At 73.5% G+C, this 11,545-nt stretch carries 13 protein-coding genes; 4 read left to right on the top strand and 9 right to left on the bottom strand.

Annotation, left to right across the window (positions count from 1 at the left end; translation table 11 throughout):
• Positions 1-110: 110 nt before the first annotated feature.
• A complete protein-coding gene (locus KM427_RS23295; RefSeq protein ID WP_183595284.1) occupies positions 111-1,892 on the top strand; it encodes a sensor histidine kinase in 1,782 nt (593 codons plus the stop codon).
• A gap of 32 nt (positions 1,893-1,924) precedes the next feature.
• Positions 1,925-3,712: a GAF domain-containing sensor histidine kinase gene (locus tag KM427_RS23300; protein ID WP_215525487.1), complete on the top strand. Its 1,788-nt coding sequence runs from the start codon at positions 1,925-1,927 to the stop codon at positions 3,710-3,712.
• On the opposite strand, the gene KM427_RS23305 is transcribed toward KM427_RS23300, so the two are convergent.
• The 3 genes from KM427_RS23305 to KM427_RS23315 form a co-directional block, all read right to left on the bottom strand.
• Positions 3,693-5,030 carry a dipeptidase gene (locus KM427_RS23305; RefSeq protein WP_215525488.1) on the bottom strand — a complete coding sequence of 446 codons (1,338 nt, stop codon included), beginning with the start codon at positions 5,028-5,030 and terminating at the stop codon, positions 3,693-3,695. The two genes, KM427_RS23300 and KM427_RS23305, sit on opposite strands and share 20 nt — an antisense overlap.
• Positions 5,031-5,126: 96 nt before the next feature.
• Positions 5,127-5,486 carry a sterol carrier family protein gene (locus tag KM427_RS23310; protein ID WP_215525489.1) on the bottom strand — a complete coding sequence of 120 codons (360 nt, stop codon included), beginning with the start codon at positions 5,484-5,486 and terminating at the stop codon, positions 5,127-5,129.
• A complete protein-coding gene (locus KM427_RS23315; protein WP_215525490.1) occupies positions 5,486-6,076 on the bottom strand; it encodes a helix-turn-helix domain-containing protein in 591 nt (196 codons plus the stop codon). The genes KM427_RS23310 and KM427_RS23315 overlap by 1 nt, the downstream gene beginning before the upstream one ends.
• Before the next feature lie 69 nt (positions 6,077-6,145).
• On the opposite strand from KM427_RS23315, the gene KM427_RS23320 reads away from it, so the two are divergent.
• The gene (locus KM427_RS23320) at positions 6,146-7,459 is read left to right on the top strand and encodes an MFS transporter (RefSeq protein ID WP_215525491.1); all 1,314 of its coding nucleotides are present in this window, start codon (positions 6,146-6,148) and stop codon (positions 7,457-7,459) included.
• Between the two features lie 143 nt (positions 7,460-7,602).
• Here KM427_RS23320 and KM427_RS23325 read toward each other — a convergent pair whose 3' ends face one another.
• Positions 7,603-8,601, bottom strand: a complete 999-nt coding sequence (locus KM427_RS23325) for a helix-turn-helix transcriptional regulator (protein ID WP_215525492.1) — start codon at positions 8,599-8,601, stop codon at positions 7,603-7,605.
• Positions 8,602-8,719: 118 nt separating this feature from the next.
• Complete coding sequence (locus tag KM427_RS23330; RefSeq protein ID WP_215525493.1) at positions 8,720-9,133, bottom strand: DUF6916 family protein; 414 nt, start codon at positions 9,131-9,133, stop codon at positions 8,720-8,722.
• Positions 9,134-9,172: 39 nt separating this feature from the next.
• Here KM427_RS23330 and KM427_RS23335 point away from each other — a divergent pair, with 39 nt between their 5' ends.
• Positions 9,173-9,484 (top strand): DUF6916 family protein, encoded by a 312-nt coding sequence (locus KM427_RS23335; RefSeq protein WP_215525494.1) that lies wholly within the window; start codon positions 9,173-9,175, stop codon positions 9,482-9,484.
• 14 nt (positions 9,485-9,498) lie between these two features.
• Here KM427_RS23335 and KM427_RS23340 read toward each other — a convergent pair whose 3' ends face one another.
• From KM427_RS23340 to KM427_RS23355, 4 genes are read right to left on the bottom strand one after another with little or no spacing between them, the layout of a single operon-like run.
• Positions 9,499-9,987 carry a GNAT family N-acetyltransferase gene (locus KM427_RS23340; protein ID WP_215525495.1) on the bottom strand — a complete coding sequence of 163 codons (489 nt, stop codon included), beginning with the start codon at positions 9,985-9,987 and terminating at the stop codon, positions 9,499-9,501.
• A gap of 2 nt (positions 9,988-9,989) precedes the next feature.
• On the bottom strand, positions 9,990-10,511 hold the full coding sequence (locus KM427_RS23345; RefSeq protein ID WP_215525496.1) for a phage tail protein: 522 nt from the start codon (positions 10,509-10,511) through the stop codon (positions 9,990-9,992).
• A gap of 8 nt (positions 10,512-10,519) precedes the next feature.
• Positions 10,520-11,026, bottom strand: a complete 507-nt coding sequence (locus tag KM427_RS23350) for a phage tail protein (RefSeq protein ID WP_183595274.1) — start codon at positions 11,024-11,026, stop codon at positions 10,520-10,522.
• Between the two features lie 9 nt (positions 11,027-11,035).
• The gene (locus KM427_RS23355) at positions 11,036-11,536 is read right to left on the bottom strand and encodes a phage tail protein (protein ID WP_215525497.1); all 501 of its coding nucleotides are present in this window, start codon (positions 11,534-11,536) and stop codon (positions 11,036-11,038) included.
• Between the last annotated feature and the right edge of the window lie 9 nt (positions 11,537-11,545).

Genomic DNA, 11,545 nt, shown 5'->3' on the forward strand with positions numbered 1-11,545 from the left:
CTAGGGCGGACTCGCCGCGCCACCCAGTCGAGGCGACCTCACCGGTCCGGCCGTCTCGCCGCGAGCCGACCTCTACCATGAGGCGGGAACCCCGGAGAAGACGAGGACCGATGCCTCGGGACACCCCCGCAGCACCCCGCGAACGGCGTCCGCGACTGGCGGACGCCGCGTCGCGCGATGCCCTGCAGCTCATCGCGGAGGGGGTCACCGAGCTGGCGGGATTCGGCATCGCCGCGATCAGCGTGGTCCGCGAGGACGGCATGCTCGAGTCGGTCGCGATCGCCGGCAACGAGCAGGCGCGGGCCGAGCTCGAGGGCACCCGCAGCCCCGTCGCCCGGATGCTGGAGGAGCTCACGAAGGCCGACGACTGGGGGCTGCTCAGGTTCGTGCCCCACGAGCGCCTCGACCCCTCCGCCGGCCAGACCTGGGGCTGGGTGCCCGACATCGAGCCGATCGACCACCCCGACGCCTGGCACCCGCTCGACCTGCTGCTCGCGCCGTTGTACGACGACGCGGGGGTGCTCCGCGGCAGCCTCGCGATGGACCTGCCGGTGACCGGGCGGCGCCCCGACGAGGCGCAGCGCGCGGTGCTCAACAAGTACGCCGAGCAGGCCGGCCGCGCCGTGGTCGTCGCGCTGGAGCGGGAGGAGCTCGCCGAGCAGGTCCGGATGGCGCAGGCCGCGCGCCGGATCGTCCGCCGGGCCACCGCCCAGCTCAGCCTGGAGCGGATCTTCGCCGACAGCCGCGAGGCGCTCGTGGAGGGCTTCCGCGCAGCGGGGATGTGGATCCAGACGTTCAGCCAGCGCGACGACGGGCTGGGCCACATCTACTCCACCGACGGCTCCGAGATCGTCCTCACCCGAGAGCTGCGCGAGATCGCCGAGGCCGCCGCGCACGAGGCCTGGCGGCTGCAGCAGACGTCGATCATCGCACCCGGGCGCGAGTTCGGCCCGCCGCTCGACGAGACGCAGGGCCGGCTCGTCGTCGACTTCATGCGCCGGATCGACGTGGGCTCGCTGCTCTTCGTGCCGCTCGGCGCCGGCCCCGAGTGCGTCGGCAACCTCGTGCTGACCCGCCTCCCCGGCGCCCCCGAGTGGACGGAGTCGGAGGCGACCACCGCGCTCGACATCGGCCACGACCTCGGCCGCGCGATCCTCAACGCCCGCACCTTCGAGCGCGAGCACCGCCTCGTCGAGGAGTTCCGGGCGCTCGACACCTACAAGGGCCAGCTGATCGCGACCGTCGCCCACGAGCTGAAGAACCCGCTCTCGTCGGTGCTCGGCTACCTGGAGATGCTCGAGTCGTCGCCGGACCTCTCCGGTACGGCGAAGGGGTCGCTCGCCGCGATGGAGAGGGGCGCCCAGCGGATGGTCAAGGTCATCGACGACCTGCTGCTGCTCTCGAAGGTGGGCGACCCCGACAACCCCGTCATCGCCCGCCCGGTCGACCTGCGCGACGTCGTCGACGACGTGGTGGACCTGGTCGGCCTCGCCGCCGATCAGAAGCGGATCGACCTGCGCGTCGAGCTGCCGGACCACCCGGTGGTCGCCCTGGGCGACGCCGACGAGCTCGACCGGGTGACCGCCAACCTGCTCAGCAACGCCGTCAAGTACACCCCCGAGGGGGGCAGCGTCACGGTGCGCCTCGAGCACGTCGGGGCGGAGGTCGTGCTGACCTGCGCCGACGAGGGCATCGGCATCTCGGCGGCGGACCGGGAGCGCCTCGGCACCGAGTTCTTCCGCTCCTCCAACCCGCTCGCGATCTCCCAGCCGGGCACCGGCCTCGGTCTCGCCATCGTGCGGCGGATCGTCGACCGCCACGACGGCCGCCTGGAGATCGAGTCGGAGCTCGGCCACGGCAGCACCTTCCGGGTGCACCTGCCGGCCGCCTGACGGGACCGATCGATGACCGACTCGACGGACTCATGACGGACATCACCGGAGACGAGCGGCCGGTCCGCGGCTCCCGCTGGTCCGACGACCGGTCCAAGGAGGCGCTGCAGTCGATCATCGAGGCGATCGCCGAGGTCGCCGGCTTCGACGTGGTGGGCGTGAGCGCGGTCCGCGACGACGGCTACCTCCAGCTGCTGTGCGTGGTCGGGCCGCAGGAGGCGCGCGACGCCCTGCTCGACACCCTGGCCCCGGTCGAGCCACTGCTCGATGCGATGCGCAACGGCGAGGACTGGGGTCGGCTCACGTTCGTGCGCCACGACCGGCACGGGCTCGACATCGACAAGTGGGGCTGGACCTCCGACGGGCCCCGCGACGTACCCGACGACGCGTGGCACCCCGAGGACCTGCTGGTCGCGCCGCTGTACGACGACGGCGGCCGGCTGCTCGCGGTCCTCGGCTTCGACGTGCCCCGCGACGGCCTGATCCCCGACGAGGGGAAGCGCGCGCTGCTCGACGTCTACGCCCGCCAGGCCGGCGGGGCGGTGGCCGCGACGCTGGAGCGCGAGCGGATGGCCGAGCGGGTGCGGCTGGCGGCGGCCGCGGCCGACATCGTGCGCCGCGCCTCGGCGTCGATGTCCGCCGCCCGGGCGCTGACCGAGAGCGCGACCGCGATCGTCGACGGCTTCCGGGTCCAGGCGCTGTGGACCCAGCTGGTCGGCGAGCAGCCGCGGGCCGTCCACGACCACGACCCGGTGATCCCGCCGTCCACGACCATCGCCCTCCTCGAGCAGTACGCCGAGGCGCTCTGGGACCGCCAGGACGTGGGCGTGTTCGCCCCCGACCGGCAGTCGCCGGAGCCGCTCGGCGCGGGGGCGTACGCCGAGGTGATGGCGTTCCTCTCCACCACCTCGGCGGGGTCCCTGCTGCTGGCCCCGCTCGGCTCCGGCGGGGAGTGCCTCGGCTGGATCGGCATGACTCGCGGCCGGAGCGGCGCGGAGTGGAGCGAGGTCGAGGCCGCGATGGCCCTGGACATCGGCCGCGACCTCGGCCGAGCGCTCGCGAGCGCTCGGATGTTCGAGCGGGAGCACCAGCTGGTCGGGGAGCTCCAGGAGCTCGCCGAGTACAAGAGCCACCTGGTCGCCACGGTCTCCCACGAGCTGCGCACGCCGCTGACCAGCATCGTCGGCTACCTGGAGATCCTCGCGGAGGACCCGAACCTCTCCGACCTCTCGCACACAGCCATCGCCGCGATCCGACGCGGCAGCACCCGCCTCTCACGGGTCGTCGAGGAGCTGCTGGTGCTGCACCGCACCGCGGACGCCACCGGCCTCGACGGAGCCGGGCCGGTCGACCTCACCCCCGTCGTCGCCGACATCGTCGAGCTCAACACCGGGCCGGCCCAGGCCCGGGGCATCACCATGACGACCACGCTGCCGGGCGGCCCCGCCCCGGTGCTCGGGATCGCCCACGAGCTCGAGCACGTCGTCGCCAACCTCGTCGGCAACGCGGTGAAGTACACGCGCGGCGGCGGCCACGTCGACGTACGCCTCGAGGCCGACGACGGCGAGGTCGTGCTCACCTGCACCGACGACGGCATCGGCATCTCCGCCGCCGACCAGCAGCACGTGTTCGAGGAGTTCTACCGGTCCGCGGACCCCGAGGCGGCGCAGCAGTCGGGCACCGGCCTCGGGCTCGCGATCGTGCGCCGGCTCGCCGCACGGCACGGCGGCCGGGTCGACCTCGAGTCGGCGCTCGGGACGGGCAGCACCTTCCGGGTGCGGCTGCCCGCCGCGGCCGGCGTCAGCGCGCCAGGTTCCTGAGCAGCAGCGCCTCGGCGAGCACCACCCGCTCGAACTCCGCGAGGTGCAGACCCTCGTTGGCACCGTGGGCACGGGTGTCGGGGTCCTCCACGCCGGTGACGAGCACGCTCGCCTCCGGGAACGCCTCGAGGAACTCCGCGATGAACGGGATCGATCCGCCCACGCCCATGTCGACGGGCGCGGTGCCGTCCCAGGCCTCGGTGAACGCCGCGCGCGCCGCGTCGTACGCCGGGCCGTCGGCCGGCAGCGCGATCGGCTCGCCGGTGTCGACGACGGTCGTGCCCAGCGACGCGCCCCACGGCACGTGCGCGCGCAGGTGCGCCTCGAGCCGCGCGACGGCGTTCTCGGCGGTGTCGCCGGGCGCGATCCGGATCGTGACCCGGGCGCGCGCGACCGGGCTGAGCGTGTTGGAGGCGCCCGCGACCTTCGGGGCGTCGAAGCCGGTGACCGTGATCGCCGGCTGCGTCCAGAGTCGCTCGACCGCCGACCCCTGGCCGACCCAGGAGAGTCCGTCGATGGCGCCGGACTCGGCGCGCAGCCGGTCCTCCGGGTACTCGACCGGGGCGGCCGGGCCGCTGACGAGCCCGGCGACCGCGGGGGCGCCGTCCTCGGTCCAGAGCGAGTTCAGCACGCGGATCAGCGCCATGATCGCGTCGGGCGCGAGGCCGCCCCACATGCCGGAGTGGACCGCGTGGGTGAGCGTGCGCAGCTCCACGTCGACCCGGATCAGGCCGCGCAGGCTGGTGGTCAGCGCGGGCACGCCGATGTCCCAGTTGCCGGAGTCGGCGATCACGATGACGTCGGCCTTCAGCCGGTCCTGGTACTGCTCGAGCAGCTGCGGGAGCGTCGCGCTCGCGACCTCCTCCTCGCCCTCGATGAAGAGCCGGACCGTCACGGGCAGGTCGTCGCCGAGCGCACGCAGCGCGCCGACGTGCGCCATGATCCCGGCCTTGTCGTCGGCCGCGCCGCGGCCGTAGAGGCGGCCGTCGCGCTCGGTCGGCTCCCAGGGCGCGGAGTCCCAGTCGGCGTGGTCGTTCTCGGGCTGCACGTCGTGGTGGGCGTAGAGCAGCACGGTCGGCGCGCCCTCCGGCCCCTTCTTCTCGCCGACGACAGCGGGCGGCGCGCCCTCGAAGGCGCGCACGATCTCGACGTCGACCCCCTCGGCCGCGAACAGCTCGGCGGTCCGCTGCGCGCTCCGCTCGACCTCCCCGAGCCGCTCCGGGTCCGCGCTGACCGACTGGATCCGCACCAGGTCCTCGAGGTCCGTCCGGACGCTCGGGAGGATGGCCTGGACCTTGCCGCGGATGTCGTCGCTCATGTGCCCGACCCTAGATCGTCGGGATAGTCCGTCACGAAATGGCTGCCGTCACCGCCCTGGGGCAACCAGAACGTGACGGACTATCCGACCGGCGGGCTATCCGAGCGGCAGGTACGGCGTCAGGTCGGCACGCTCGCCCGAGGCGACGACCCGACCGGTGGACTCGGCGTCCGACCACGCGAGCTCGCCGGTGGCCAGGGCGATCCAGGTGCCCGCGTCGGTCTCGACCACGGCAGGCGGGGTGCCGCGGGTGTGCCGGACACCGGGGATCACCTGCACCGCGGCGTACGGCGGCACCCGGACCTCGACGGAGTGCCCGGGCGCGCGCTGCTCGAGCACCGCGAGGAAGTGCTTGGTCAGCAGACGGAGGTCGGCCCGATCGGGCGCACCGGCCTGGACGCGGGCCAGCGCGGCGGCGACCTCGGCGGGGTCGGCCGGCCGGAGGCGAGGGGGCATCAGGCGTCCCCCTCCACGTGGACCTGCGGGTGCGGCTGGAGCACCGAGAACCAGAGGTATGTCGCCCGCTCGTCGGCACGACCGCGGTGGCGGTCGGCCCAGCCGGCCACCACCTCGTCGATCTCCTGCGCAAGCTGCTCGGCCTCCTCGCGGGTGAGCCGCAGGGCCTGCTCGTTGACGGTCCGGAAGGCGTCCGGGCTCCGGTTCGCGTCGTCGTACGCCGCGTCGACGACGGCGCGTCCCCACGCGGCGGCGTTCTGCCGGAAGACCGCGGAGGCGGCCCGGCCGCCCGGCTGCTGCTCGAGCTCGTCGATCCTCACCATCAGGCCGTGCTCGGAGGTCAGCCGCCAGACCCGGTCGCGCCGGTCGCGGGCGGCGTCGGGGTCGTCCTCGACGAGGCCGTACTTCGCGAGCTGGCGCAGGTGGAAGCTCGCCTGGTTGGCGGGGATGTCCAGCTCCCGCGCCAGATCGGCCGCCCGCATCGACCCGCTCGCGGACAGCTCGGCCAGGATCCGATTGCGCAGCGGGTGCGCGATCGCGCGCAAGATCTTCGGGTCGTGGACCTGCTGCCCGCGGGACTGGAACGGCATGTCGCCAGTCTAGCCAGAATTTCGCACGAACTATTGCGCACTATTACTTGCGCAAGTTATGTTGCGGATATGAGCAGCTATCGGACCCTCGCTCGCAACCACGACTTCACCGTGCTCTGGGTCGGCCAGACGATCAGCGAGCTGGGCAGCCGGATCAGCACGTTCGTCTTCCCGCTGATCACCTACGCCCTCACCGGCTCGGCACTCGCGGCGGCCGCCGCCGAGGCGCTCTACCTGCTCGGCCTGGCCGGCACGCTGCTGCCGGCGGGGGTGCTCGCCGACCGGGTCCACCGGCGCCGCGTGATGCGCACGGCGAGCGGCACGGGCGTGCTGCTCTACGCCTCGCTCGTGGCCGCCGGCCTGGCCGGCGCGCTGACCGTGCCCCACGTGCTGGTCGTCGCGCTCCTCACCGGGGCCGCGGCCGGCCTCTTCGGGCCGGCGGAGATCTCGGCCGTGCGCGCGATCGTGGACACCGAGGACCTGCCCACCGCGCTCTCGCAGAACCAGGCCCGCCAGCACATCGCGGCGCTGGTCGGCGCCCCGCTCGGCGGCGTGCTGTACGCCGTGACGCGGTGGCTGCCGTTCGCGGTCAACACCGTCACGTTCGCCGTGTCGTGGGTGCTGCTCGGCCGGATCCGCGCCGACCTGTCCGCCCCTGCGCGGCCCGCCGGCACGCCGGGCCGGCCGACGCTGCGCCGGAACCTCGCCGAGGGCTTCACGTTCATCCGGGCGCGGCCGCTCTTCCGGGTGCTGACGGTGTGGTCGGCGCTGACCAACCTGGCCGTCAACGCGCTCTTCTTCGCCGCGGTGCTGCGCCTGATCGAGGGCGGCGTCCCCGCCTTCCAGATCGGTCTCGTCGAGACCGCCGCCGGCGTCGCCGGCATCCTCGGCGCGATCGTCGCGCCGTGGCTCATCGACCGGCTGCCGACCGGCCGCCTGACCGTCGCGATCGCGTGGAGCTTCGTGCCCCTCGTCGTACCGATGGCGCTCTGGAACAGCCCGGCGGTCGTCGCCGCGGCCCTCGCGCTCGGCCTCCTCCTCAACCCCGCGGGCAATGCCGGCATCGGCTCCTACCGGATCGCCGTGACGCCGGTCGAGCTCCAGGGCCGCGTGCAGTCGACCATGCAGTTCGTGTCGATGTCGGCGATGCCGCTCGCGCCCTTCATCGCGGGCGCACTGCTCACGGGCCTCGGCGGCGGCCCCGCGATCGCCGTGCTCGGCGCCCTCACCGCCCTGGTCGCGCTGATCCCGACGCTGTCGACGAGCGTGCGCGCGGTGCCGCGGCCCGCCGCCTGGGAGCGGTACCTACCGGTGGTCGCCGGCGACCTGCGGCCCGACCCGAACGCGAGTGCCATCGGCTCCCCGAGCAGCACGATGGCGTAGCCGTCGAGCCACGACGATCCGCAGTGGCCGGCACCATCCGGTCGGGGCCGGTCGGGTGCGCCTGGGGTCACAGGTTCACCATGGAATGAGGGCGAAACCGCGCATCCCCGGCTGAGCTCGCCCGGGTGAGCGCGGGTCGGCCTTCATCCCTTGATGGACCCACGCCCCGGCCCGCCACCCCGAGGGACCGCCCGGGCGAATCGCTCCCCGACCCGGGCCACCGCGTCCACGAGCTCGGCCGGTCCCTCGACGGTGAACTCGCTGTCGAGATGGGCCAGCACCATCAGCGGCCAGTCCAGGCTGTCGCTGGGCATGTGCATCACGCAGCCGGCCCCGGCCGGCTCGACGGTGGCCCACCGGCCGACGTACGCCGCGACCGTGTCGGCATCGGCGGCGAACCGGACCCGCACGTCGTAGCGCTGCGGCGCCGAGCGGATCCCCGCCTGCACGAACGACGCGGCGTCGGCGGCGGGCAGCTCCCGCGGGCGGAAGCGGTGGCCGGTGGTGGTCGCGTCGCGCATCCGGTCGACCCGGAACGAGCGCCAGTCCTGGCGGTCGCGGTCGTAGCCGACGAGGTACCAGCGGCGGCCGAGCGACACCAGCCGGTGCGGCTCGACCCGCCGCTGCGTCGGCTCGGCCGCGCGCCCGTCGCGGGGACGCGCGGTGTAGACGAAGCCGACCGGCTCGTCGTCGCGGCAGGCCTGGGCGAGCACGCTCAGCACCGTGGCGTCGACCACCGGTCCCCCGCCCCACGGGACCCCGTCGGTCTGGGAGCGCAGCGCCTCCATCCGCCGGCGCAACCGCGGCGGCATCAACGCGATCACCTTGGCCAGCGCCTGCACGGCGGTCTCCTCCAGCCCGGCGACCGCCCCGGAGGCGGCGGTGTGCAGGCCCACCGCGATCGCGATCGCCTCCTCGTCCTCGAGCAGCAGCGGCGGCAGCGTGCTGCCCGCCCGCAGCTGGTAGCCGCCGCTGACCCCGCGCACGGCGTCGACGTCGTACCCGAGCTCGCGGATCCGGTCGATGTCGCGGCGCAGGGTGCGCGGGCTCACCTCCAGGCGGTCCGCGAGCTCGCCGCCGGGCCAGTACCGGTGGGTCTGGAGGAGCGAGAGCAGCCGCAGCATCCGGGCACTGGTGTTCATGTCGCCAGGCTAGGCCGCGATTGAGGACGGGAACTGGCCTCTTTCGTGGGCCGGCGGCGGTGGGACGTCATCCGGACGGAGCACCCGCTTGCACCGTCCGGATGACGTCCCGCCGCGGTCAGCGCCGGCGCCGCCTCCGCGGGGCGCTGTTGATCACGGCCTCGCAGAGCCGGCCGCTGGCTCCGAGCGGGACGACGAACAGCGCGGTCGGCGCGAAGCCCGCGCGCTGCAGGATGTAGGTGCCCCCGTCGGCCGGCAGCCGCCGGGAGGTGCGGAAGAGCAGGCTGAACTGCTCCTGGTCGCCGGCCGTGCCGTCGGGCAGGTTGCGCACCTTGACCAGCTTGGCCCGGTAGGTGACGGCGCCGTCGCTGAGCCGGAAGCGCCGGCCGCGGCGGCGCTTGAACCGGCCCCGGCGGTACAGCCGCTCGCCGGTCCGGCCGGCGGCGAAGGCCTGCACGGGATCGATCAGGGGCTGCACGAGCGCGACCAGGGCGGTCGAGCCGAGCAGGACGCGGCGGGTCAGGGGCGGCACGGGTGCTCCTCTCGTCGGGCGGGGGCATAGCATCGGCGGGTGTCCGGACCGCAGTGGCTCACGCACGATCTCTTCGCTCCGCACGTGGGCGACTCCTTCGATGTCGCGCTCGCCGACCGCAACGCCCGTCTGGAGCTCAGCGAGACGTGGGAGAGCCAGGAGGCCGGCGGACCCGGGCCGGACGGCCGGTCGCGGCAGCAGTTCTCGCTGTTCTTCTCCGGCCCGGCCGACGTTGTGCTCCCGCAGGGCACCTACGCCCTGCGGCACGCCGACCTCGGCGACCTCGATCTCTTCCTGGTGCCGCTCGGGCCCCGGGACGGCGGGCTGCGCTACGAGGCCGCGTTCGCCTGAGCCCAGGTGCGTCATCACGACCGCCACTCCATCCGGCGGTAAACGCCGACCTCGGCCACGGCCGCGAACCCCAGGCGCTCGTAGAGGGTGGCCGCCGGGTTGTGGACCTCGACGTGGATGCTCGCGGTCCGACCGGAGGCCGCCGCCTCGTCGAGCACCTCCCGCACCAGGTGGGTCCCGATGCCGCGGCCGCAGTACTCGGGGAGCAGCGCGATGTCGACGATCCGGATGTCGGTGGCGCGGCGGTCGACGTACAGCCGACCGGCCGGGCGCTCCTCGACCTCGACCACGTCGAACGTGCCGCGCGGGTTGTGCTGGCGGTACTGCCGGTCCTGGAGATCGAACTGCATGCGCACGAAGGCGTCCCGCTGCCCCGGCGGCCACGCGACCCGGTCGAGCTCCTCGGCCCGCACCGAGCCGTAGAGCCGGACCAGGAACTCGCGGTCGCCCTCGGTGGCGGGCCGCAGTCGGATCCGGCGCTCGGTGGCGACGTCGTCGGTCATCGTCATGTCCGTGGCGGGAAGACGCCCTGCAGGGCGATGTTGAAGTAGCAGGTGAGGTAGGGCTGCATGTTGTTGTGCGGCTGGTCGCCGCCGGCGACCGACAGCGTGTCCGGGGCCAGCTCGGTGTCGGCGTTCTGCTGATAGAGGCGCCCTCCCGACGAGGTCGCATAGGACGCGCTCGGGGTCGGCTCGTTGGTGTCGGCGGCATCCGCGGTGCTGGCCCGGAGGGAGTGGGAGTGCGCCGGCATCTCGCTCTCGAGCAGGGTCACCGTCTCGCTGCCGCCGGCCTCGCCGAGCATCCGGTCGCTGAGGCCCGGGCCCTGACCGGGCTGCATCGGCGCCCGGCCCTGCAGGTCGGGGAGCGCGAAGTTGGACTTGCCGTTGCCGCCGTAGGTCGTGCCGAGCAGCGAGAACAGCGCCGTGTTCTGCGACAGCGGCAGCAGCTGACCGTCGCACCATGCCCATCCCTTGGGCGCGAAGTTGAAGGGGAAGATCCGGATCTCGGCGACGAACGGGTCGGCCATGACTCTCCTCAGGTCGGGGACGGGAAGATCCCGTAGAGCGAGATGATGAAGCTGACGCACAGGTAGGGCTGCAGGTTGGTGTGCGGTTGACTGCCGCCGGTGGCCACGGCCGCGGCGCCGGCGAAGGACACGTCCGGAGCCTCGTTGAGGTACGGCGTCACGTTGGCCGACGGCGCCGGCAGGGCTCCGGCCGGGCTGGTCAGGGTGCCGGAGCGGTCGCCGACGGCCAGCCAGGCGTGGCTGTGGTTCGGGATCTGGGTGATCGTCAGGGTCACCTCTTCGGCGCCCCCCGTCTCGGCCAGGTGGTAGCCGTTGCCCTGGTGGATCGGGATCCGTCCCTGGAGATCCGGCAGGGCGAACGTCGACTCGCCGTCGCCGCCGTAGGTCGTGCCGAGGAGCTGGAACAGGGTCTCGTACTCGGAGATCGGCAGCAGCTGGCCCTGGCAGAACTGCCACCCGGCCGGCGCGAAGTTGCCGGCGAACATGCGGATCTCGCCGACGTACGGTTGTGCCACGAGTCCTCCTCAGGTCGGGGACGGGAAGATGCCCTGCAGCGCGATGCAGAAGCTGATGGTCAGGAACGGCTGCAGGTTGAGGTGCGCCTGGCTGCCACCGACCGCGGTCACGGTGTCGGGGCGCAGCGTCGTGCTCGGCGGGCCCGCGGTGTACGCGTTGTTGGCCCGGCCCAGGTAGCGCCCGTCGGGAGCGGTCGCGCCGGGCACCGCGTGGTTCGAGGCCCGGACCCGGTGGGTGTGGGCGGGGAGCTCGCCCATCGAGAGGATGTGACCGACCTCGCCGCCCCGCTCACCCAGGGTGTGCCCGGCGCCGACGTGGATCGGGGTGCGTCCCCGGTAGTCGGGCAGCGCGAAGTTCGTCCGCCCGTCGCCCCCGAAGGTCGTGCCGAGCAGCGAGAACAGTGCCTGGTTCTGGTTGATCGGGAGCAACTGGCCGTTGCACAGCGCCCACCCCTTCGGGGCGAACTCGAACGACATCAGCCGGATCTCGGCGAGGAAGGGCTCTGCCATGGAAGTGTG

The sequence above is a fragment of the Nocardioides sp. LMS-CY genome (assembly GCF_018732145.1).
GTDB classification, from domain to species: Bacteria; Actinomycetota; Actinomycetes; order Propionibacteriales; family Nocardioidaceae; genus Nocardioides; species Nocardioides soli.